Origin of the sequence: Candidatus Puniceispirillum marinum IMCC1322 (assembly GCF_000024465.1) — a bacterium.
In the GTDB taxonomy this organism is placed as follows: Bacteria; Pseudomonadota; Alphaproteobacteria; order Puniceispirillales; family Puniceispirillaceae; genus Puniceispirillum; species Puniceispirillum marinum.
Genome location: NC_014010.1, coordinates 579,080 through 600,546, shown reverse-complemented (window position 1 = coordinate 600,546; position 21,467 = coordinate 579,080). Strand labels below are relative to the sequence as shown.

Here is a 21,467-nt window from a genome sequence, read left to right as displayed (position 1 = left end):
TCACCAACCTAGCTAGCTAAATGCCACCATATCAATGTCAGTGCGATGGCCAAAAGAAACAGAATTTGTGCAGTGGTCAATATTTCAAGTGATTTTTGAATATCGTTGCTTTCAACCAAACGTCCGTCAGGATTCATCCGTGGCGCGACAATCAACCTATTCCCATAATATCTTGATCCGGCCAACCAAATATCCAAGGCATATGCCATAGCGGCTTCGGGCCAACCTGAATTTGGCGAGCTATGCGTGCGGGCATCAGGGACAAAAAGATACAGGGTAGAAAACCGTAAACTGCCTTTGAGCATTCCAGCAAGTGCGATTAGCAAAGCTGTCAGGCGTGCGGGAACATAGTTAAGCAAATCATCAAATTTAGCCGCGCCATAGCCAAAGGCCAGATAGCGTGCATTTTTATAGCCGATCATGCTGTCAGCCGTGTTGGTCATTTTATAGATAAGAATTCCCGGTAACCCAAGCGCAAGATACCATAGGGCAGGGGCAAAAACGCCATCAGATAGGTTTTCAGCACCTGTTTCGATGGCAGCACGTGCAATTTCATCTTCATCCAGATTGTTGGTTTGCCGTCCGACAATCATGCTGACTGCGTATCGGGCAGAACTAATGTCGCGGCGTAAAGCAACAGCAACGGCATCAATATGATCATGTAGCGATTTGCCAGCAATAAGAATAGTGACGATGACAATATCGGCTATTAGCCCGCCAAAAGATGCCACATATCCAGCAATGCCAGCAATCACGACCAGAAACAATATGGCCATTAGCCCATGCAGACGTCGTCTTCTCCCTGTCCATTTTCTGCGTTTTTGGTTCAGTTTTCGGTCACAGAAGCTGATTAATTTTCCAAAAAAAACGACTGGATGCGGTAAGTGCCGCCATAACAGCGCAGGTTCACCAACCATCCTGTCGATCAAGATAGCCGCAATCAGAACAAGCGCACGTAATTCTATATCGGAAAATGAAGACATCAGGATGATATGTTCCGCTAACAGTATTTTACCATGATGATAGTAAGCCATATAGGCGATATGGCTCAACGTGCTTGTTGCAATTCACCTAATTAATGGCGGTTATGGGTAATTGTAATTGTTCTAACTTCCTAGTATGCATAATCAAGGACGGTGGACTTGTGAACAAGATGAAAGCGATCCCGGTGCGGTGGACCTAAATCAGGCAACCAATTCCGGGCCCCGAGCCAAGATCTATGACGCAGCAAAATGGCTGTGTTTCTAGTTTTTGCTTTGCTTCTATCCAAAACATATCTCACCTGATTCATGATGTAACAATTTGTGACGTGAGATATGAATGTATAAGAACAAATCCTGCTTATTGATATTCGGTTTCGGTATTATCTTGAATATGGCCAGCGCGCCTGCATTTGCGCATATTGGGCATTTCGGCGAATTTGCCGGTCATAGCCATATAGCGGGTGCCGTGCTAGGCGGTCTGGCTGTTGGTCTGGCTGGCATTCTGGCTATAAACCGTAAGCGAAGACAAGATAGTGATATTAAATCAGCTAACGGTGCCAGAGGTAATACTGGTGACAATGCTGATGATGGGGGTGAACTTCCCGATGTGACCGAAGGGACAGAACAAAATGCATGATGTTAATGAAACGCAAACACCGCCAAAATATGGTGTGATGATATGTGGTCATGGTTCACGGTCAAAATCCGCAGTCACGGAATTTGCCGTACTTGCGGAAAAACTGGCACCTTTGTTTCCGGACTGGCCTGTCGAATATGGTTATCTGGAATTTGCAACACCTGTGATCAAAACAGGTCTGGATGCTTTGCGTGCAAAAGGGGTGACGCATGTTCTGGCGGTGCCAGGCATGTTGTTTGCGGCTGGCCATGCCAAAAATGATATTCCATCGGTACTTAACACCTATGCGGCTGAACATGATATTACGATACAATATGGCCGTGAATTGGCGATCGATCTGCAAATGCTGCAAGCGGCTGGTGATCGGATTAAATCCGCAGTCGATGAAGCGAACGCCACCTATGGTGCGGTTGATATTGCTGATACTTGCCTTGTTGTTATCGGGCGCGGTGCCTCTGATCCTGATGCGAATTCCAATGTTTCCAAAATTTGCCGGATGCTGTGGGAAGGTATGGGGTTTGGCTGGGCAGAAGTTGGCTATAGCGGCGTAACCTTTCCCCTTGTCCAGCCATGCCTCGAGCATGTAGCGCGGCTTGGCTATAAACGTGTTGTTGTGTTTCCGTATTTCCTATTTTCAGGCATTCTGATTGACCGTATTTATGGCTTTACCGATGAAGTGGCAGCGCATTATCCGGATATTGAATTTATTAAGGCCAGCTATCTGAATGACCATCCGAAAGTGATTGCAACCTTTGCCGATCGGGTTCGTGAGATCATTGATGGTAATAACAATATGAACTGTGCTTTGTGTAAATACCGCGCGCAAGTGCTGGGTTTTGAAGCTGATGTTGGTGTGGCACAGGAAAGTCATCATCATCACGTCGAGGGGCAGGGAATTTCAGCCCCCGGTAGCAATGTCGAAGATTGTAAATTATGTGATAGCTTCTGTAGCGGTGCGTGTCGCCTTGACAGTGACCACCACCATGATCACGGCCACGATCATGCCCACGATCATGACCATCACCACGATCATGACCATCATCATGGGCATACGCATCAGCCTTATCCGCATGCAAAACATCCGCATGGGCCGGAATCGGTGCGCAACTACAAACCCAAGTCCAGTCAGGAATCAGATAGGTGATTGGCGCTGATGACAACAACCTATTCCTATATCAAAGACCCGCAGACCATTTACGACGCATCCTTTGCGCATGTTCGTGAACAGGCACAGCTGGGCACTTTTTCAGGTGATGATGCCGAAATAGCGATCCGTATCATTCATGCGTGTGGCATGGTTGATGTGGCTGAACAGCTGGTTATTGATGCGGATGCTACATCAACTGCGGTTACCGCTTTACGAGCTGGCGCGCATATTTTTTGTGATTGTGAAATGGTTGCATCGGGTATAACACGACGTTTTCTACCTGCAGATAACCCGGTTCGGGTGACATTAAACGATCCGCAAACACCTGCCAGAGCCCTAGCTGACAAAACCACACGCTCGGCGGCGGCGGTTGATCTATGGGACGAACGGCTTGAGGGCGGGATCGTGGTTATTGGCAATGCACCAACAGCCCTGTTTCGTTTGCTTGAACGTATGCGTGATGAGTCAGTAAGACCAGCTTTGATTCTTGGTTTTCCTGTCGGCTTTATTGGCGCGGCTGAGTCAAAAATGGCGCTGGCCTCTCTCGCAGATGAGTGGTCCGTAGCAGCCAAACATGCCACGTTAGAACAGCCGTATGCGCCGCCCTTTATCACCCTTCATGGTACTCTTGGGGGGTCAGCAATTGCGTCGGCGGCATTGAATGCGCTTGCGGTGATCGCTGGGCGGTCAAGATGAGCACAGCCCCGCAAAATATTACCATTATAGGCGTTACCGAAGCGGGGTGCATGGCTTTGGCACCTGATGCACTTGCTTGTATCAAGGCCGCCGATCACATATTTGCGTCGAAACGGTTCCATGCCACGATTGATACAGATGGCATAATCGAAAGCTGGCCTACACCTTTTTCTGATTTGACTACCAAACTCGAGGCGACTGTTGGAAATATCGTAATTCTGGCGACAGGTGACCCATTATGGTTTGGCGTCGGTTCCAGTTTGGTCACGCATTTTGGTCATGATAGATGCGTAATCATGCCTGCTGTTTCTGGATTTCAGATGGCGGCATCGCGCATGCGATGGCCGCTTGCCGATTGTGAAACTGTAACCGTGCATGGCCGTCCAGTAACGGGTATTATTCCCTATCTCTATCCGCGGGCGCGACTGCTTGTGCTGACAGCAAATGCCCAATCAGCCGCCGATATAGCTGCCCTTCTGGTTGATCATGGATATGGTTCGGCGCATATCACTGTGCTGGGTGATATCGGTGGTGAATATGAAACCCGTTTTGATGCTATAGCCAGCGCATGGGCGCATGCAGACATATCTGATTTTCATATTTTGGCGATCACCGTTCCGGATCATATTGGTGCAACAGGCATGGCTCTTTCAGACAGTTTGTTTGAAACTGACGGCAAGATGACAAAGCGCGATTTACGCGCCAGCGCGCTGGCAAAATTATCACCTTTTCCGGGGGCTGTGCTGTGGGATGTAGGTGCTGGATCTGGTGCTGTATCTATCGATTTTCTGCGCCATGCACCGCGGGGAAAGGCCTATGCGATTGACCGCGATGACGCGCAGATCAAACGTGCGATGGCTAATGCCCGCCGTCACGGGGTTTCGGCTTCGCATGATAGTCCAGACGCTGCTGGCTATCACGCCATTCACGCATCCTTGCCCGATGGGCTATTTGGCCTGCCAACACCGGATGCTATCTTTATTGGTGGTGGTCTGTCCCCCGCGTTAATAGCGCTTTGCCAGCAACAACTTCGTCCGGGTGGTGTTCTTGTTGCCCATGCGGTAACGCTCGAAAGTGAAGCCATTTTGCTGTCATCTTGGCAAGCGACAAAAGGCGATTTAACACGCATAGCTGTCAATCACGCTGATCCGGTTGGAGGATATCATGGCTGGCGTGCCCTTATGCCGGTAACACAATGGGTTTGGCGGAAAAACATCAATACAAGTGGATCAAGCCTATGAGCTTAGGCAGGTTATATGGCGTCGGCACGGGGCCTGGCGACGCACAACTTGTCACCCGCCGCGCATGGAGTCTGGTTGAAGCGGCAACGGTGATTGCCTATCCGGCACCTGACAATGGTGTCAGCTTTGCCCGTTCTATTGTGGCTGATGCCATATCTTGCGATGCTATTGAAATCCCGATGGTGGTGCCAATGCGAAGCGGGCGAATGCCAGCGCAAAGCATCTATGATCAGGGTGCCGAAGTGATCAAAACCCATCTTGATGCTGGGCGTGATGTTGTTGTGCTATGCGAGGGGGATCCGCTATTTTACGGCTCTTTCATGTATCTGCTGGCACGTCTGCGTGATTACGAAGTTGAAATCATCCCCGGCATCACCTCGATGACAGCGTGTGCGGCGGCGGTGGCTCATCCGCTTGTGGCGCGTAATGATATATTGACCATTTTGCCCGCACCGCTTGATGATACAACGCTCGAAGCGGGTATAAAAGCTGCCGAAGCGATAGTCATTATCAAGGTGGGACGGCATCTTGCGCGGGTTCGTAGCCTGTTTGAACGGCTTGGTTATGCCGAAACAGCCCGCTATGTCAGCCACGCGTCATTATCGCACCAAACCTGTCACAAATTATCTGATGCCCCCGATGACGCACCTTATTTCTCAATGATTATTTTATATAAGGGTGATGACCCATGGCTTTAACCTCACGGCGTCCTGTTATGGTCGCATTGACGGCTTCTGGACTGACCCTTGCCAGATCATTGGCGTCGCGTATTGAAGCCGATATTCACGGTCTGCAAAGCCGCTGCCCTGATGCGCCATATCTGTTTGATGATACAATAGCCCATATCGGTGCATTATTCGTTGCCGGACGTCCGATAATAGGTATATGCGCATCGGGCATTCTGATTCGCGCGGTAGCGCCGTATTTGTCGCATAAAACAGCTGATGCCCCCGTATTGGCGATGTCCGATGATGGGGTAAATATTGTCCCATTACTGGGCGGGCATCATGGCGGGCTTAGGATAGCCAAAGCATTAGCATCTGAAAATGATAGCCATATCGCCGTGACCATGGCTGGCAATATCGCATGGTCGGCATCCTTAGATGAACCCCCACAAGGATGGCGCTTGGCAAACCCGGATCAGGCCGCACCCGTTATGGCAAGCTTGCTGGCAGGAACAGGCGCAAAGCGTGATGGTGAGGCACAGGCATCATTAGATTCATGGCTGGCTAAGGTGCCGCATGGTGATGATGTCGTTCTCACCGCAACCATGCAGGCTCTAGCTCCCGCAAATAATCAGCTTGTTTATTGTCCGCAGCAACTTGTTCTGGGTGTTGGGTGCGCAAGAGGTTGTGCAGTTGAGGAACTGATGCCGCATGTTTTGGCGCATCTCGACGCGCATGATCTAAACCCGTCAGCGATTGCGGCTGTGGTGTCAGTGGATATTAAGGCTGATGAGCCAGCCATAAAGGCTTTGGCAGCACATCTTGATGTCCCGTTTCTGGTTTATGACGTTGCCCGTCTTGAAGCTGAAACGCCGCGTTTGGCTAATCCCTCGGAAGTTGTCCATGCAGAAATAGGGGCGCATGGAGTGGCCGAGGCCGCCGCACTGGCGGCATCTGGCATAAACGGACGACTGCTTGTCGAAAAGCAAAAATCAGCATCATCAACTATGGCGGTGGCTTTGCTTGATCAACCATGTGCTGATATCACTATGCTGGGGGGGCGTAAAACTGGTCGGGTTATGTTGATAGGGATTGGCCCGGGACAAAGTTCGTGGCGCACGCCTGAGGCATCACGCATGGTGCAGATGGCTGATGAATTGGTTGGATATGGTCTATATATCGATATACTTGGCGCGATAGCTGCCCATATTCCACGGCGAGATTTCAAGCTTGGCGAGGAAGAAGCACGTTGCCGTTATGCGCTGGAAACAGCCGCGACTGGCAAGGATGTGGCTATTATCTGTTCTGGTGATGCGGGTATTTACGCAATGGGCGCATTGGTATTTGAATTGCTTGATCGTACAGATGATGATGGCGGCGTTAGTGATGCTGCGCGCCGGGTTGACGTTGTCAGCGCACCAGGCATTTCAGCGCTTCAGGCGGCTGCCGCACGATCAGGCGCTTTGCTTGGTCATGATTTTTGTACCATCTCTCTTTCCGATTTATTAACCCCATGGACTGCCATTGAACAACGTATTCATGCCGCCGGGGCAGGCGATTTTGTTATCGCCTTTTATAATCCGGTTTCGATGCGCCGGCGCAGTCAATTGGCAACGGCAAGAGATATACTGATTTCCTATCGTGGTGATGCCGTGCCGGTTCTATTGGCGCAAAATCTGGGGCGTCCTGACGAAAACCTGATCTATCGAACGCTTGGCACATTAGATATTAACGAAGTCGATATGCTGACCGTTGTTATGGTTGGCGCGGGGTCATCACGGATGTTTGAACGGGGGACAGGGCCCGCGATTTATACCCCGCGGGGTTACGCCAAACATCTTGATAACGCGGTCTCTAAAGGCAAGGAATCAAAGTCATGACTGTTCACTTCATTGGTGCCGGACCTGGTGACCCTGAATTAATTACCGTTCGGGGTTTGCGTCTGATCGAAAGCTGTCAGGTCTGTCTTTATGCCGGATCTTTGGTGCCCGAGGCTGTCGTGGCATCAGCCCCGGCTGATGCGCGTGTTATTGATACGGCTTCCCTGACGCTTGATGAAATTCTGGCCGAAATTACCGCCGCGCATGACAAGGGTATGGATGTGGCGCGTGTTCATTCGGGTGATCCGTCACTATATGGCGCAATTGCTGAACAAATAAGGCGGCTAAAGGTGCTTGGCATTGATTATGACATCACCCCCGGCGTGTCGGCTTATGCGGCGGCGGCGGCGGCGCTTGGTATTGAATTAACCATCCCTGAGGTCAGCCAGAGCCTTATCCTGACCCGCACAGCGATGAAATCCTCGGCCATGCCCAAAGGCGAAGAACTGACAAGTCTTGGCCGCACGGGAGCCACTTTGGCAATTCATTTATCCGTCCGCAATTTGCGCCAGATAGAACGGGATTTGACACCCTTTTATGGGGCTGAATGTCCGGTCATCATTGCTTATCGTGTTGGCTGGCCTGATGAGGCATATATCCACACTGATTTGGCACATATGCACAAAGCCGCACAGGCGCAAAAAATCACCCGTACAGCGTTGATATTTGTTGGCAAAAGTCTTGTTCAGGACATTGATTTTCGTGATAGCGCCTTATACGACGCAGATCATGTCCATGTCTTGCGGCCCAAAAAGGACAACGCAAAGCAAAAATAAAAACCAAAAACCTAAGCCTCGATGGCGGCGATAATATGCGCGTATGAGCCAGTAACGCTTCCCTTAATAAGCCCCATAGTGCCGACATCGTTAGACGCGGCATCTTTGGCATCAAACAGTGCTTCACCAGCCATTCTGGTTGCTGTTGTATAATGAAATTCATGCGCCATCAGGGTGGAGGCAAGTTTATTGTTCCACAATCCTGCCTGTTTGGTGGTCAGTGTTCTGTAGCCAAGATGAAGTTTGCGTTTGGCAAAACTGGTTTCCAGCTCCAGTAGGCCGGCCATGGCAAAGCGATTGCCATCGGCATCAACGATAGCATCACCCAAAACCATAAAGCCACCGCATTCGCCATATATGGGCACGTTTCGGCTAGCCATCTGTTGAAGCCCAGCCATGAATTGAGTGGCGGTGCTTAATTTTTGCAAATGCAGTTCGGGATACCCCCCCGGTATATAGACAAATCCGGCATCAACATGCGGTGCTTCATCATTCAACGGTGAAAAGGGTGATATTGTAGCACCTGATGATGCCCATTCATCGATGATATGGCTGTAGCTAAAGCCAAAGGCCGCATCAGACGCAATGGCAATATGCTGGGCGGGGGCACCAAGTGCCGTTTGTGATGTAGCTTGTAATGAAAGCGGCGTAGCAAGTTTCTGAATAAGGTTCAGGTCAAGATGCGTTTCGACCAGCTTTGTCGCCGCGTCAATCACGCTATCTAGGCGACCGGATGCGGCCAGATCGGCAGCTTGAACAAGGCCAAGATGGCGAGATGGCACATCAATATCAGCCGTTGTCGGGATGCTGCCAAGCATGGGAATGTCATAATGTGACATGGCTTCGGCGATCAGTGTATGATGACGTGCTGACGCCACATGATTTAATATAAGGCCAGCGATATGTGTGCCTGATGCGCCTGAGTAGCGCTGTTTTGCATGCTGGCGCAGAATATGATCAAGTCCGGCGGCTAGTGCAGCAGCGTTTTGCGCCGTATTGCGGACATCAATGACAAGGATAACCGGCAGATCCAGATGACAGGCTAGATCAGCCGTACTACCACGGCCATTATGCGTGCCGTCAAACAGCCCCATCACCCCCTCGACAATCAATGTTTTGGCATGGTGGCGTGCGATATGCCTGTGGAGCAGACTGTCAATCAATGTCGGTGTCATGGCGTGACTATCAAGATTGATCGCTGCCTGACCGGCTGCGGCTTTTAAAAAGGCGCTATCAATATAATCAGGGCCAGATTTTGCCGCAGCAATCGCGACACCTGCTTTCCGAAACGCATTTAACAGGCCAAGGGTAATGACAGTTTTGCCACTGCCTGATGACAAACCGCTAACAACAAAGCCTGAGCACGCCATTATCCGGTTTCCGATTCTGACCTTACGTCAAGAGGATCAAGATTGCGTGGAGGAACACCCTGCATTTGTCCCATCCAGTCAAGGCATTGCCGCATCAACGCGACCCGACCTATACAGACAATCGCTGGCGCGCCAATGCCCGATCTAGTTATATCTTCATGGGCTTTAACCAGCGTTGTTTCCAGCACCTGCATGTCATCGCGCGTTGCGTTATTGACCACGGCAACCGGCTCATGTGGATCACGACCAGCGGCGATTAACTTTTCACAGATATCAGGCATATGTTTGATGGCCATATACATCACTATGACCTGCGACCCTTTGGACAAGGCGTCCCAGTCAAGTGCTGATGGCATTAGGCCGGTTCGGTCATGTCCGGACAAAAAGGTTACGGACTGGTTCACATCACGATGCGTCACCGGAATGCCAGCATAGGCAAGACCGCCAATGCCAGCTGAAATACCCGGAATGATTCGTAGCTTAATACCAGCTTGCACCAGCGTTTGGGCTTCCTCGCCGCCGCGACCAAAGACAAATGGGTCGCCCCCTTTCAAGCGTAAAACGCGCTTGCCGGCTTGGGCGAGTTCAATTAGGCGTAATGAAATATCGCGTTGCTTTGGCGAGGGTTTGCCCCCACGTTTTCCAGCATATTCAATCACGGCATCTGGCTTTGCCCAGGATAAAAGCGCCTTATCAACCAACGCATCATAAATGATGATGTCAGCTTGTTGCAGGGCATTTAGCGCATGCAGGGTCAATAATCCGGGGTCACCAGGGCCGCCGCCAACCATCCACACCCATCCAGCTTCAAAAACTGGCCAATCAACGCTATCAAGCGCCGGCAAAATGCCGTTTGGCTTGCCAGTCTGGAGGTCAGAATTGGTAACATCCTGTGTCATTGACACTACACCTGTCTGATTTTGGTTGTTATCATTGGTCATTACGCGCGATATTATCCTTGTTAGCTGTCCTTTGCACGAAAATTTGACGGCAAATGAAGCGGTTATCACATTCAGACAAAATGACAGAAACCCATGACGTCAACGCTAAGCTCTAATTTACGGTTCGGATGGACAACGGGCACTTGTGCAAGTGCCGCGGTCAATGCATCCTACATGGCTTTGCTGACGGGCGAGTTTCCTGATCGCGTCACTATTGTGACGCCAAGCGGCAAAAATGCCGATTTGGAAATAGCCACAACCAGTTCGGGAGAAGGCTGGGCATGCGCTGGCGTTGTCAAGGATGCAGGCGATGATCCGGATGTCACGCATGGTGCGATGATTTGCGCTACTGTACGCTTGGGCGCGCCTGATAGCGGTGTGGTGTTTCGTCAGGGATCTGGCGTAGGCGTTATCACCAAACCCGGTTTACCCATTGATGTGGGCGAACCGGCGATTAATCCGGTGCCGCGCCAGATGATGTGTGCCGTTATTGATGATTTGGCAACGTCACTTGGGGGCACTGGTGATGTTGAAATTGAAATTTCGGTGCCAGATGGTGACAAGATTGCCCTGAAAACATGGAATCCGCGACTGGGAATTGAAGGCGGCATTTCAATTCTGGGCACAACAGGTGTTGTACGGCCTTTTTCCTGTTCAGCATGGATCGCTTCGATTCATCGTGGCATAGACGTCGCACGGGCGAATGCCTTGCCGCATGTAATTGGGTCAACCGGTGCCACATCTGAAGGGTTTGCCAAAGAACGCTATGATCTGCCTGATATAGCTTTGCTTGATATGGGTGATTTTGTAGGTGGTATGCTCAAATATATGCGCAAAAACCCAGTGCCGCGTCTGACCATAGCTGGTGGTTTTGGCAAGTTGGTGAAAATGGCACAAGGTGCGGTTGATCTTCATTCGGCACGATCGCAGGTGGATTTTGAAAAGCTGGCACTATTGGCAGAACCTTTGGGGTTCCGTTATGATGCGGTGGCGCATGCGAACAGCGTGCTTGAAATTGCACAGATGGCTGACCCTGAACAGAGGCACGCATTGGCGACCATTATTGCCGAACAGGCGCTTGATGCAGCAATGACCTATCTGAAGCGGAATGATATTGCGGTTGAAATATTTGTTGTCAGCCGTGACGGTGCCTTGCTAGGGCGTGCTGGTCGTTTGGAATCGTGATGCATCTGCTGATTTTGGCTGGCACAAGCGAAGCACGGTTCATCATTGGTGAATTGAAAGATGATGTACGCTTCACGATTACGGCGTCTCTCGCTGGGGTGACGCCATCACCAATCGATTTACTGGTGCCAACTAGAAAAGGCGGATTTGGTGGCGCTTCTGGGCTGGCCGGTTATTGCGCAACCCATAATGTCGATGCCATCATTGATTTAACCCATCCTTATGCCACGCAGATGAGCCAGAATGCCCATGCGGCGGCTACAATGTCAGGTGTGAAGCTGATAAGATATATGCGTCCGGCATGGCAGGCAGGCAAAGGTGATCATTGGCGCTATTTTGATAGCTGGACAGAAATGGCACAAGCACTTCCCGCCGGTGCTCGTGTGTTTCTGGCAGGCGGAAGCGCGGCTTTGCCAGCGTTTCAAGATGCTGATCACATAGATGTTTTGGCACGAGGGTTGAAGACAGAAAATGTTAATAAATCACATAATTTCAAATTTATAGAATCATTACCTAACAAAATGAGTGAAGATGAGGAAGCGCTTTTTAAAGCTCATGCCATTACACATATTTGTGCCAAGAATTCAGGTGGCAATGCCAGTATTGCCAAACTGCACGCGGCGCGTTCGCTTGCTTTGCCAGTCTGGTTGCTTACACGCCCTAAAGCCGATATGCAGGATAACACCTCTGATCAATTCATTTCTGGCGACATAGCCGAAATTTTGCGACATATTAAGCATATGTTTTAGTCTTGCATCCTTTGCCAGTATGTAACTGGCTGTTATAAAAGGATGAGGCGGGAATAGATATCACTGGCGTTGGCGCGATACTCATAAATTGGAATAAAGATGCACGTAACAAATATTAAATATGACCATTGGCATGTCGAACGCGACGATGATGGCATTGTCTGGCTTGGCCTTGATGTGGCGGACAAATCGGTCAATGTACTTACCACAGCTGTTTTGCGCGAATTGGCAGACATATCAAAAGGTCTATCTGATGCCCCGCCAACAGGGCTGGTGCTTCATTCGCATAAAAACCGCGGTTTTATTTTTGGTGCTGATATCAATGAATTTGAAGCATTCTCAAGCGAAGATGTGGTGAAAGCCCATATTGCCAAAACCCTTGAAACGATCCAGCGCATAGACGATTTGCCATGCCCGACGGTGGCATTGATTGATGGTGTTGCCCTTGGTGGCGGTTATGAATTAGCCCTTGGGTTTGATGTCATTGTTGGCGTTGATGATCCATCTGTGCAAATTGGCTTTCCGGAGGTCAATCTTGGGCTTTTACCTGGTTATGGTGGTACGGGCCGTATATTCAAAAGGGTAGGCCTTGCGACAGCTTTGGATATGGTGCTTTATGGTAAACCGCTAAAGGCCAAGGATGCAAAATCATGCAATGCAATTGATTTATTGGTAAATAATAACAATGAATTAAAAGCCGAAGCTATTAAAATAATTAAAGCCTATAAAGGTCGTGAATTGCCAGATCCTCTAATTGTGGATTCAACGGATCTGATTGCTGTAGAAACCGCTAAAATTGAAGCGCGTTTTACCGAAAACAACACGCCAGCCCCATTTGAGATTTTACGTCATTTCGCCATGGAAAACCCGGATCAGGCTCGGTTGATTACGGCGGAAAGCCATATTTTTGCCCGCTTGATGATGGGGGGTGCCTCACGAGGTTTACGGCGTGTTTTTGCCTTGAATGATGCAGTAAAAAAACAAGGCCGTGGCAACAGTGATGTCACCCATATTCATGTCATCGGTGCAGGTGTCATGGGCGGTGATATTGCGGCGGTAGCGGCAATGAGTGGGTTTAAGGTTACGCTTCAGGATATCAATGTTGAGGCCATTGAGTCGGCTGTAAAACGTGCTCATGGCCTGTATGATCGCCGTTTGAGGTCACCGGATATGGCGGCGGCGGCAAAAAACCGTTTGCATGTTGATCATACAGGCACCGGGCTTCATGACGCCGATCTGTTGATTGAGGCGGTAGCGGAAAACCTTGATCTTAAACAAAAGGTCTTTGCCGACGCCGAAACCAAAATGAAAGCTGGCGCGATCATGGCGACAAACACTTCGGCGATTCCTATTGAAGATATTGGTGCTGCGCTGAAAAAACCTGAGCGTCTAATTGGCATGCATTTCTTCAATCCGGTGCCGGTTTTGCCATTGGTTGAAATTGTCCATACCCAGGCCAGTGATGCTGACGCGATTCATCGTGCCATGTGTGTATCAGGGGCTATGAAAAAATTACCAATTGCCTGTAAATCATCTCCGGGTTTCATGGTGAACCGGGCATTGCTTCCCTATTTGTTTGCCGCTATCGATGCCGTGATTGATGGTGAAAACGCCGATATGATCGATCAGGCGCTAGTTGAATTTGGCATGCCTATGGGGCCCATTGAATTGGCGGATCAGATTGGGCTTGATGTATGTCATGATGCCGGCATTGTCCTCGGCATGTCGGAAACGTCCCAATCACGACTGCAAACGTTGATTAACGCTGGAACCATTGGCCGCAAGAGTGGGCAGGGCTTTTATCAATGGGATGATAAAAAAGCTATACGGCCACGAGCATCTTATGATGCAGATGCGTTACAGGCAATTGCGTTACGGTTGCTGACGCCTCTTGTGGCTGAATGCCGGGCGGCGGTTACAGAAGGTGTTGTTACATCTAGGGATATGGCAGATGCCGCCATGCTTTTTGGTGTGGGTTTTGCTGCCCATACTGGCGGGCCATTGTTCTGGGCGGATGACAATCCAGCGTTGGCTATAGTTTGAAACCCGCGCCTGATAACGTCGGCATTCCATCGACAATATATAGTAATCAGATCATAGCCGCTTTAATGTGGATGATGGTCGGGGTGTTGATGTTTGCAGGTGTGATGCTCACTGTTCGTCTTTTGCTGATCGATTTGCCAACCACGCAGACAACCTTTTTACGCTATGCCATTGGCGCCCTGATTTTGGTTCCCTTTGCTGGCAGGCTAAGCCTTGGGTTTTTGAAAAGTAAACATCGTAGCTTGTTTCTTATTCGTGCCTGTTTGCATGGGGCCGCGGTGTTTCTTTGGTTCTTTGCCGTTCTGCATGCAGCGCTGGCTGATGTAAATGCCATGCTTAACCTTGTCCCTGTCTATGTTGTGATCGGCGCGGCCCTGATGTTTGGTGAGATACTAACCGTGCCGCGCATGATCACCATTCTGGTCTCATTTAGCGGGGCTTTATTGATCGTACGCCCGGGCTTTGCCGATATTAATATTGGCATGCTGGCAATTTTTGCCGCAGGGCCTGCCTTTGCGTCATCCGAATTGATCGCCAAAAAACTTAAAGCAAACTACGATGACAAAATGATCATCATCACATTATCGGTGCTGATTGCCTTGATTTTGTTCATTCCCGCATTGCTAGTCTGGGAGCCGATGACATTATCACATTGGTTTGGTGTATGTTTGATCGGGCTTTTGGCAACTTTGGCACATGTTGCCATAATGCGGTCATTTCGCGGGCCTATGTGGGCGTCTCAATCAGGTAAATTCATCCAATTATTATTTGTTGCTGCTTTTGGCTTCATCTTATTCGACGAAGTACCGGCCATAACGACATGGGCAGGTGCCTTTCTTGTGATGTCATCAATTAGCTATATCGCCTTTGTCGAGGCACGAAAGCATAAATCATGACCGGTTTTGAAATAGTGGCGGAATCGCCATTTCTTTTCTGGGTAATGGCAGCCATGTCAGTCCTAATGTTGTCCGTTGCCAAATCTGGCTTTGGCGGGGCGTTAGCCTCCACTTCAGTGCCGATCTTGTTATTTGTGTTGCCACCTAAATTGGCTTTGGCTGTGTTACTGCCAATTTTCCTGCTAACCGATATTGGCGTTTTATTTATATGGTACAAATTCTGTAACTGGCGAATTGTCTCGATCATGTGCCTGTTTGCCCTTTTGGGACAGGTGGCTGGTTGGTTGTTATTTGACTATTTTACCGACGTAATGCTAACAGCCTTGATCGGTGTCGTTGCCGTGGTTACCGGTGTTAAATACTGGATCGATATCATCAGGAATTCAGCCTTGTCAGTTCTGGTTGCTTATGTTGATAAGCGTATCTGGCAACGTGCTGCTCTATGGTGTGGATTGTCAGGTATTTCCAGCTTTATTTCTTTGTCAGGCGGCATTCCGGCACAGGTGTTTCTGTTACCGCACAGGGTTTCACGGCAAGCCTTTGTCGGCACATTCAGCGTCTATTTCATGGTTATCGATCTGCTAAAGACACCGCTTTATCTACAGCTTGATCTATTTACTAACGATAGCTTGCATATTTCGGCAATGTTATTACCTGTTGTGCCAATTGGTGTTTTTCTGGGCTGGTGGTTGAACAAGCGCATGAATGATCGCATCTTCTATCATATATCGCATGGTGTCTTGTTGCTTATGGGCTTAAAATTGCTCGTTGATGCATTCACTGGCTGACTTTAGACTGGGTACTGGGGCGCTTTGACGCCAGAGAAAATGAGGTTCTTATGGCTAGGTGGCGACATTTTACGGTAGCGGTAGGTTTGGTGCCAGCGTTGATTATCTATGTCGGAATGATGATGGTGCTGGCTGATTATATCACCAATATTCACTGGCTTATCGATCTGGTCTTTTATGTGCTTGCAGGTCTGATCTGGATACCGGCAGCTGGCAAAGTGGTTGGCTGGCTTGCCAAACATGAAAGCCACTGAATTGGTGCTGGTTATGAAGGTTTATTGATGCGTCAGAAAAATAAAATCATTGATATTTTTTCTGATTTGATGGTTCAGGCGGGCGCGCAAACCTCGACACGCCGCCCGAATCCGGTACCGACAGTTTCTGAACATGATCCCGAAAAGCTGAAAAAAATAGACCGTCCGCATGCCGAAGCCCTAAATTTGGCTACGGATATGATGAAACAGCATGGTCTTGGTGACTGGCGCATTAAGCTTGATCATGCCCGCCGCCGGGCTGGCCAATGTGATTATAACAAAAAAGAAATATCGTTGTCGCGGCACTATGTCCGTTACGCTGAAATGGATCATATTCGTGATACGATTTTACATGAAATCGCGCATGCGCTGGTTGGGCCACATCATGGTCATGATGCCGTTTGGCGGCAGCAGGCCCGCGCGATTGGATGTACGGCGACACGGTGTCATACACTGAATTTTTCTTATGCACGCTGGATGATGCGGTGCCCTAATGGCTGTTTTGAGGTTGAACGCCATCGTCGGAAATCGGGATTGCTTTGTGCTACCTGCAAAAGCCCTGTGGTTTTTGAGCCAGGGAGACAGCATGTTTGACTATGATCACAAGCGCCTAAAACAACTTGGTGCAGCATTGCAACGATTGGCTCATCCTGCAAAGCGGATAACAAGTTTGCAATTTTTCACCGATGCTGAAGTTGCCGGTTTGCGTATGGCCGCCAAACAACAGGAATTTCGGCGTGCTCAAGGCGCAATCAATTATCAGGGGCGCTCTACATTTCAGGATTTTGATGTTTGTTTTCCAGCACCACGCGAGGGTGTTTTTGATAATCTAGCTACCTATCTTGAAACGTCCTTATGGGCGGCGGGGCAAGCTTTGCCACAAAACCCCTTTGCCCAGCCTTTCCGCCTTGAAGACTTTGCCATTCAAAAATACCCGGCAGGTTCACGAGGGATTGGCATTCATCGAGACGGGCAACGTTATCATCACATCGTGATTATCATTTGTCTTGATGGCTCGTCACGTCTATTTGGCTGTGAAGATCGCTCGGGCAGGGGCAAACGAACCATCGATGATCGACCCGGTCGTATGGTTTTACTCTCGGCACCAGGTTTTAGTAATCGAACTGGTGAAGATGCGCGCCCGCTTCATGGTGTTGACAGGGTTGCTCAAGGACGGCTTTCGCTTGGTTTCAGAGCGACGCCAGCCATTTCGATATAAATATCGACTAAACTCTTGCTTCAAATCATTATTCTTGTCACCATAAACATCTGGAGCGCCCTTCTGCTCCCTCATAGCAAAGATGGGCGCGGTTATTTGCGCTTCAGTGGCTGTTCATATGTGTGATTCAGTTACGTTTTGATTGAGGGAGATACGCCGTATGCAAATTAACATTTCAGGAAAAAATATGGATACCGGGGCGGCCTTTCAGGAACACGCCCATAATGCCCTGAACAATGTCGTCGAAAAGTATTTTCAAAATGCTGTTAGTGGCCACATAACGCTCGAGAAAGCCGAGTCTGGATTTACTGTTAAAGCGCGTGTTGCCCTGTCACGCCGGATCGAACTCGAAGCCACTGGCCAGGCTGGCGACGCCCATACGGCACTTGATGCAGCGATGACGCATGCTGAAAAACGTTTGCGACGCCATAAAAGGCGTCTAAAAAATCATCGAAATACAGTTACGATTGGCGAGGAAGAAGAAGCAATCATGACCGCGCCCATGCGCGTATATGCTTCTAGCGAGCAGGTGCATGCGTCCGACGATGTAAAGTCCGATGATGTAAAGTCTGATGATGAACTAGTGCCTGTTTTTGCAGATATGTCTTATGATATTGAAACATTGAGCGTTGATCAGGCCGTTATGCGTCTGGAACTAAGCGGTGCCAATATGCTGATGTTCCGGAATGCCAATCATCTTGGCCTGAATGTTGTTCATTTTCGTGAAGATGGCACGATTGGCTGGATTGATCCTCGTGGTATGCGCCGGATGGGGGTCGGTACGTAACATGGCCTTAATGATCGCTCTATGGTAGTGATTTTACCTGCCATAGACCGCCAGCATGCTGTGTGCCATGGCTGGCATTCATCAGATGTGCTTCCAGATAACCTAAATTTGGCACTGTAAAAGCCAAAGCGCGATCTGGCGGTATGGCCAGCATATGCGCCAGCACAGCGCAAATGGTGCCAGCATGCGCAATCAGAATCTGTGGCACGATAAATTCCTGTTGCTCCTGTATTTTGCACCAGTCAGCAACCCGCGCACACTGCTGGACAAAACTCTCGCCATCAGGCGGAATGAAGCTCGCAGTCATAAATGACCAATTATGCCGCGGTTTATCTTTAAGCTCTTTCCATATTTCATCCACTGGCTGGTCATGCCAGTTGCCAAAACTTTGTTCAACCAAGGCAGGTTCCATTTTTATTGATTGCGGTTGCAACTGTGTCATTAGCAGATCGGCCGTTTGCCGTGTGCGCTGTAGCGGGCTTATATGCCAGTCCGCCCCGGTTGGCAGTGATGCCAGTAAGTGAGTCAGATCATGGCTATGATCGGTTATAGGGGGATCATGCGGCGGCAAGCAGCCTGCCACTTTCTGGACAGCGGCATGTCGGACAAAATAAAAGCGGGTGATAGGTGTATTATGTTCCATGACAATATTATTATCCGGTAAAGCTACTGGTGGACAGAGCATAAAACAGCGTCATAAAGCCCATTTCGGCACCAATAATGCTGGCACCCATGACATCGCCAGATAGGCCGGAAATCTGGCGTTTTGCCAGATACCCAATCGAAAATGATACGATCAATGCCGCACAACTTGCACCAAGCGCAGGCACCAGCGGGAATAGATAGAAAAACGGTATCACCCATAAAGCAGTGCCGATAATCACAACAATAGGGGCAGGGCGGCTCAGCATGGCCCCCAGTTTAGCATGCGGGCTGATTGGAAACAGGCAAAGCTGATAGATGATCTGCGCACGTGCGGTGGCCAGCGTGATTGCCATAAACAGCACCAGCATCATGCCATTGCTAAATAGGGTGCTGATCGCAAAAAACAGGGTGCCACGAAATAGACTGACCAAAATCAGCGCCAGCACACCATAGGAACCGATATGACTGTCATGCATGATCCGGCTTTTATCGGTTTCTGTTTGCCCACCGCCAAAGCCATCTGCCAGATCAGCCATGCCATCTTCGTGCATGGCACCAGTAATAATGGCAATGAAGCCAAGTGCTAGAATGGCAGCGCCCGCTGGGGGCAGAACCGTTTGAACAGTAGGCAGCAATATGCAACCAGCACCAGCACCGATAATCATCCCTACAAGGGGAAATGCCCATAAGGAACGCGTGAAATCAGGGGTCTTTGATGCTTCAAAGCGAAACCAGAACACAGGAATCCGGCTGAGCAGAATGAAGGCTGATGCGCTGTCACCAAACACCGAGAAAGGCATTAAATCCTGTTTTTTTGGGGTGTGCGCGCGCGGTTTCTTCGCCATTATCCCTCGCTTACGCCAGCTTCGGCAAAGGTAGCCATACCGTTATGTGTTGCCAGAGCCGCACGAATAATCAAGGTTGCCACAGCCCCGCCACTCGCTTCGCCAAGGCGCATGCCCAGATCGATAAGCGGCTGTTTGCGCAAGGCAACCGCAAGTCTCAAATGTCCCGGTTCTGCCGACATATGCGATATAACCGTATGATCTAGGGCGTCAAGCTTGCCATCGGCGGTCAGGGCGGCGGCGGCGGCGGTGCTGATGAAGCCATCAAGTATTACCGGTATCGAGCGCATCCGGGCAGCCAAAACGGCACCGGCAATGGCAGCTAGTTCACGGCCACCAAATCCAGCCAGCAAGGCCACCGGATTAGCATCTGTTTTGCCTTGTGTATCTATAGCTTGTTCAATGATTTTGGCTTTATGTGCAACGCCATCGTCATCAAGCCCGGTACCGGGGCCCACCCAGCGTGGGGCGTCGCCGCCAAATCGTGCCATGCACAAGGCGGCGGCGGCGGTCGTATTGCCAATGCCCATTTCGCCTACGACGATAAAATCGCAATCTTCGGCAATTTGAGCCGCACCGATATTCATCGCCTCAAGAACGTCATCTTCGGTCATTGCCGGACCTTGAGAAAGATCATGTGTCGGCCGGTCAAGTTCGATATCGGTAACTGTCAATTTCAGATTAGCTTCATCGCATAGCTGATTTATCGCAGCGCCACCGGCGGCAAAATTGGCCACCATCTGACCTGTAACCTCTGCAGGAAAGGATGAAATATTTTGTGCTACAACTCCATGATTGCCGGCGAAAACCAGACATTGCCCATTATTTATGACAGGCTTTTCCACACCTTGCCATCCTGCCATCCAGACAGCTATGGTTTCCAGTTTGCCAAGTGATCCAGGTGGTTTTGTAAGTTGGTTTTGCCGTGCATAGGCCTGATTTTTGACCTCACCATTGGCGGCGGGAAGGTTATCAATAATGTCAATTACATGTGCGGTTGAAGAAAAAATCATGAATGTCTCGTATGAATTAGGTAAAAGATAAGCAAAGTTTATGGGTTAAGGTTTAAGTTTTGATACCAGCCCCGCTGTAACAAAATAGACATGATCTGCCAGTGCCGCGACATGCTGATTTAACAATCCGCTTTCATCTCTGAACTGCCGTGACAAGGCGTTATCTGGCACAATTCCCAATCCGGTCTCGCTGGCAACACAAAAGATCGTAGCCTGGCTGTTATCGAGACCATGACAAAGCTTTTCACTTTCGGCTTTTATATCCTGGTCACCGATCAACAGATTGGTAACCCAGACGCTCAGGCAGTCAATCAGCATGACAGTATGGGGATTATCATAAAGTTTGATATTATCGGCCAGATCAATTGGTGCCTCGACAAGCTTCCACGCGTCGCCGCGGCGCTGCTGATGCAGGTCGATACGTGCCTGCATTTCGTCATCAAACGCCTGTGCTGTGGCAATATATAGAAGCTGGGCATCATCTGATGCCATGGTTTTAAAACTGTCAAAGGCAAGGTTTTCAGCTATGCGGGATTTACCAGAACGTGCGCCGCCTAAAACAAAATGAATATCATGAGGCATAAAATTTCATCCTAATATCTGGCTGTATTTACGGCCTGATCACAATTGGCATTCTCTTGGATCTTGGCAGACGCAGTCATCATATCGCCTTTATAAACGCTAGTTATGGAAAATGGCCATAATTA

Annotated in this window: 23 protein-coding genes; 16 read left to right on the top strand and 7 right to left on the bottom strand. The window is 49.5% G+C overall.

What is annotated here, in order from left to right:
- Positions 1–8 precede the first annotated feature (8 nt).
- Positions 9–983, bottom strand: coding sequence for an adenosylcobinamide-phosphate synthase CbiB (gene cbiB / locus SAR116_RS02930; protein ID WP_041861096.1), 975 nt, complete (start codon positions 981–983; stop codon positions 9–11).
- Positions 984–1,320: 337 nt separating this feature from the next.
- Between cbiB and SAR116_RS02925 the strand changes: the two genes are divergently transcribed.
- From SAR116_RS02925 to cobM, 7 genes are read left to right on the top strand one after another with little or no spacing between them, the layout of a single operon-like run.
- Positions 1,321–1,620, top strand: coding sequence for a DUF6732 family protein (locus tag SAR116_RS02925; RefSeq protein WP_013045439.1), 300 nt, complete (start codon positions 1,321–1,323; stop codon positions 1,618–1,620).
- Positions 1,613–2,764 carry a sirohydrochlorin chelatase gene (locus SAR116_RS02920; protein ID WP_013045438.1) on the top strand — a complete coding sequence of 384 codons (1,152 nt, stop codon included), beginning with the start codon at positions 1,613–1,615 and terminating at the stop codon, positions 2,762–2,764. The genes SAR116_RS02925 and SAR116_RS02920 overlap by 8 nt, the downstream gene beginning before the upstream one ends.
- 9 nt (positions 2,765–2,773) lie before the next feature.
- Positions 2,774–3,463: a precorrin-8X methylmutase gene (locus SAR116_RS02915; RefSeq protein WP_013045437.1), complete on the top strand. Its 690-nt coding sequence runs from the start codon at positions 2,774–2,776 to the stop codon at positions 3,461–3,463.
- On the top strand, positions 3,460–4,704 hold the full coding sequence (locus tag SAR116_RS02910) for a bifunctional cobalt-precorrin-7 (C(5))-methyltransferase/cobalt-precorrin-6B (C(15))-methyltransferase (RefSeq protein WP_013045436.1): 1,245 nt from the start codon (positions 3,460–3,462) through the stop codon (positions 4,702–4,704). The genes SAR116_RS02915 and SAR116_RS02910 overlap by 4 nt, the downstream gene beginning before the upstream one ends.
- Positions 4,701–5,402: a precorrin-2 C(20)-methyltransferase gene (gene cobI / locus SAR116_RS02905; RefSeq protein WP_041860730.1), complete on the top strand. Its 702-nt coding sequence runs from the start codon at positions 4,701–4,703 to the stop codon at positions 5,400–5,402. The genes SAR116_RS02910 and cobI overlap by 4 nt, the downstream gene beginning before the upstream one ends.
- Positions 5,393–7,249, top strand: a complete 1,857-nt coding sequence (gene cobJ, locus SAR116_RS02900) for a precorrin-3B C(17)-methyltransferase (protein WP_013045434.1) — start codon at positions 5,393–5,395, stop codon at positions 7,247–7,249. Before cobI ends, cobJ begins: the two co-directional genes overlap by 10 nt.
- The gene (gene cobM, locus SAR116_RS02895; RefSeq protein WP_013045433.1) at positions 7,246–8,025 is read left to right on the top strand and encodes a precorrin-4 C(11)-methyltransferase; all 780 of its coding nucleotides are present in this window, start codon (positions 7,246–7,248) and stop codon (positions 8,023–8,025) included. The genes cobJ and cobM overlap by 4 nt, the downstream gene beginning before the upstream one ends.
- A gap of 11 nt (positions 8,026–8,036) precedes the next feature.
- Here the strand turns inward: cobM and SAR116_RS02890 are convergent, their stop codons facing one another.
- The gene (locus SAR116_RS02890) at positions 8,037–9,395 is read right to left on the bottom strand and encodes a cobyrinic acid a,c-diamide synthase CobB (protein WP_013045432.1); all 1,359 of its coding nucleotides are present in this window, start codon (positions 9,393–9,395) and stop codon (positions 8,037–8,039) included.
- Positions 9,395–10,294 carry a uroporphyrinogen-III C-methyltransferase gene (gene cobA / locus SAR116_RS02885; RefSeq protein ID WP_013045431.1) on the bottom strand — a complete coding sequence of 300 codons (900 nt, stop codon included), beginning with the start codon at positions 10,292–10,294 and terminating at the stop codon, positions 9,395–9,397. The genes SAR116_RS02890 and cobA overlap by 1 nt, the downstream gene beginning before the upstream one ends.
- 135 nt (positions 10,295–10,429) lie before the next feature.
- Here cobA and SAR116_RS02880 point away from each other — a divergent pair, with 135 nt between their 5' ends.
- The 9 genes from SAR116_RS02880 to hpf all read left to right on the top strand — a co-directional run bounded on the left by SAR116_RS02880 (position 10,430) and on the right by hpf (position 18,257).
- On the top strand, positions 10,430–11,521 hold the full coding sequence (locus SAR116_RS02880; protein ID WP_013045430.1) for a cobalt-precorrin-5B (C(1))-methyltransferase: 1,092 nt from the start codon (positions 10,430–10,432) through the stop codon (positions 11,519–11,521).
- Entirely contained in the window at positions 11,521–12,270 is a 750-nt protein-coding gene (locus SAR116_RS02875) for a precorrin-6A/cobalt-precorrin-6A reductase (RefSeq protein WP_013045429.1), read from the top strand. Before SAR116_RS02880 ends, SAR116_RS02875 begins: the two co-directional genes overlap by 1 nt.
- Positions 12,271–12,369: 99 nt before the next feature.
- Positions 12,370–14,313 carry a 3-hydroxyacyl-CoA dehydrogenase NAD-binding domain-containing protein gene (locus tag SAR116_RS02870; protein WP_013045428.1) on the top strand — a complete coding sequence of 648 codons (1,944 nt, stop codon included), beginning with the start codon at positions 12,370–12,372 and terminating at the stop codon, positions 14,311–14,313.
- Positions 14,310–15,209 (top strand): DMT family transporter, encoded by a 900-nt coding sequence (locus SAR116_RS02865; RefSeq protein ID WP_041860729.1) that lies wholly within the window; start codon positions 14,310–14,312, stop codon positions 15,207–15,209. The genes SAR116_RS02870 and SAR116_RS02865 overlap by 4 nt, the downstream gene beginning before the upstream one ends.
- Entirely contained in the window at positions 15,206–15,997 is a 792-nt protein-coding gene (locus tag SAR116_RS02860) for a sulfite exporter TauE/SafE family protein (RefSeq protein WP_041860728.1), read from the top strand. Before SAR116_RS02865 ends, SAR116_RS02860 begins: the two co-directional genes overlap by 4 nt.
- Before the next feature lie 50 nt (positions 15,998–16,047).
- Complete coding sequence (locus SAR116_RS02855; RefSeq protein ID WP_013045425.1) at positions 16,048–16,251, top strand: DUF2842 domain-containing protein; 204 nt, start codon at positions 16,048–16,050, stop codon at positions 16,249–16,251.
- A 27-nt stretch (positions 16,252–16,278) separates the two neighbouring features.
- Positions 16,279–16,845, top strand: a complete 567-nt coding sequence (locus tag SAR116_RS02850; protein ID WP_013045424.1) for a SprT-like domain-containing protein — start codon at positions 16,279–16,281, stop codon at positions 16,843–16,845.
- On the top strand, positions 16,838–17,470 hold the full coding sequence (locus SAR116_RS02845; protein WP_013045423.1) for a hypothetical protein: 633 nt from the start codon (positions 16,838–16,840) through the stop codon (positions 17,468–17,470). Before SAR116_RS02850 ends, SAR116_RS02845 begins: the two co-directional genes overlap by 8 nt.
- Before the next feature lie 160 nt (positions 17,471–17,630).
- Positions 17,631–18,257 carry a ribosome hibernation-promoting factor, HPF/YfiA family gene (hpf, locus tag SAR116_RS02840; RefSeq protein WP_013045422.1) on the top strand — a complete coding sequence of 209 codons (627 nt, stop codon included), beginning with the start codon at positions 17,631–17,633 and terminating at the stop codon, positions 18,255–18,257.
- Positions 18,258–18,276: 19 nt separating this feature from the next.
- Here the strand turns inward: hpf and SAR116_RS13165 are convergent, their stop codons facing one another.
- The 4 genes from SAR116_RS13165 to cobU are packed head-to-tail and all read right to left on the bottom strand — an operon-like array spanning position 18,277 to position 21,342.
- The gene (locus SAR116_RS13165) at positions 18,277–18,900 is read right to left on the bottom strand and encodes a histidine phosphatase family protein (RefSeq protein ID WP_049757475.1); all 624 of its coding nucleotides are present in this window, start codon (positions 18,898–18,900) and stop codon (positions 18,277–18,279) included.
- A gap of 10 nt (positions 18,901–18,910) precedes the next feature.
- Positions 18,911–19,747 (bottom strand): adenosylcobinamide-GDP ribazoletransferase, encoded by an 837-nt coding sequence (locus tag SAR116_RS02830; RefSeq protein WP_013045420.1) that lies wholly within the window; start codon positions 19,745–19,747, stop codon positions 18,911–18,913.
- On the bottom strand, positions 19,747–20,760 hold the full coding sequence (cobT, locus tag SAR116_RS02825; RefSeq protein WP_013045419.1) for a nicotinate-nucleotide--dimethylbenzimidazole phosphoribosyltransferase: 1,014 nt from the start codon (positions 20,758–20,760) through the stop codon (positions 19,747–19,749). Before cobT ends, SAR116_RS02830 begins: the two co-directional genes overlap by 1 nt.
- A gap of 45 nt (positions 20,761–20,805) precedes the next feature.
- Entirely contained in the window at positions 20,806–21,342 is a 537-nt protein-coding gene (cobU, locus tag SAR116_RS02820; RefSeq protein ID WP_013045418.1) for a bifunctional adenosylcobinamide kinase/adenosylcobinamide-phosphate guanylyltransferase, read from the bottom strand.
- Positions 21,343–21,467 lie beyond the last annotated feature (125 nt).

Bases quoted from the DNA above. Each gene is read 5' to 3' on its own strand.
- cobJ (WP_013045434.1), top strand. From the start codon at position 5,393: ATGGCTTTAACCTCACGGCGTCCTGTTATGGTCGCATTGACGGCTTCT.
- cobM (WP_013045433.1), top strand. From the start codon at position 7,246: ATGACTGTTCACTTCATTGGTGCCGGACCTGGTGACCCTGAATTAATT.
- SAR116_RS02890 (WP_013045432.1), bottom strand. From the start codon at position 9,395: ATGGCGTGCTCAGGCTTTGTTGTTAGCGGTTTGTCATCAGGCAGTGGC.
- SAR116_RS02850 (WP_013045424.1), top strand. From the start codon at position 16,279: ATGCGTCAGAAAAATAAAATCATTGATATTTTTTCTGATTTGATGGTT.
- SAR116_RS02910 (WP_013045436.1), top strand. From the start codon at position 3,460: ATGAGCACAGCCCCGCAAAATATTACCATTATAGGCGTTACCGAAGCG.
- SAR116_RS02860 (WP_041860728.1), top strand. From the start codon at position 15,206: ATGACCGGTTTTGAAATAGTGGCGGAATCGCCATTTCTTTTCTGGGTA.
- SAR116_RS02845 (WP_013045423.1), top strand. From the start codon at position 16,838: ATGTTTGACTATGATCACAAGCGCCTAAAACAACTTGGTGCAGCATTG.
- SAR116_RS02855 (WP_013045425.1), top strand. From the start codon at position 16,048: ATGGCTAGGTGGCGACATTTTACGGTAGCGGTAGGTTTGGTGCCAGCG.
- SAR116_RS02870 (WP_013045428.1), top strand. From the start codon at position 12,370: ATGCACGTAACAAATATTAAATATGACCATTGGCATGTCGAACGCGAC.
- SAR116_RS02925 (WP_013045439.1), top strand. From the start codon at position 1,321: ATGTATAAGAACAAATCCTGCTTATTGATATTCGGTTTCGGTATTATC.
- SAR116_RS02880 (WP_013045430.1), top strand. From the start codon at position 10,430: ATGACGTCAACGCTAAGCTCTAATTTACGGTTCGGATGGACAACGGGC.
- SAR116_RS02875 (WP_013045429.1), top strand. From the start codon at position 11,521: ATGCATCTGCTGATTTTGGCTGGCACAAGCGAAGCACGGTTCATCATT.
- cobT (WP_013045419.1), bottom strand. From the start codon at position 20,760: ATGATTTTTTCTTCAACCGCACATGTAATTGACATTATTGATAACCTT.
- cobU (WP_013045418.1), bottom strand. From the start codon at position 21,342: ATGCCTCATGATATTCATTTTGTTTTAGGCGGCGCACGTTCTGGTAAA.
- cobA (WP_013045431.1), bottom strand. From the start codon at position 10,294: ATGACACAGGATGTTACCAATTCTGACCTCCAGACTGGCAAGCCAAAC.
- SAR116_RS02920 (WP_013045438.1), top strand. From the start codon at position 1,613: ATGCATGATGTTAATGAAACGCAAACACCGCCAAAATATGGTGTGATG.
- hpf (WP_013045422.1), top strand. From the start codon at position 17,631: ATGCAAATTAACATTTCAGGAAAAAATATGGATACCGGGGCGGCCTTT.
- cobI (WP_041860730.1), top strand. From the start codon at position 4,701: ATGAGCTTAGGCAGGTTATATGGCGTCGGCACGGGGCCTGGCGACGCA.
- SAR116_RS02915 (WP_013045437.1), top strand. From the start codon at position 2,774: ATGACAACAACCTATTCCTATATCAAAGACCCGCAGACCATTTACGAC.
- cbiB (WP_041861096.1), bottom strand. From the start codon at position 983: ATGTCTTCATTTTCCGATATAGAATTACGTGCGCTTGTTCTGATTGCG.
- SAR116_RS02830 (WP_013045420.1), bottom strand. From the start codon at position 19,747: ATGGCGAAGAAACCGCGCGCGCACACCCCAAAAAAACAGGATTTAATG.
- SAR116_RS13165 (WP_049757475.1), bottom strand. From the start codon at position 18,900: ATGGAACATAATACACCTATCACCCGCTTTTATTTTGTCCGACATGCC.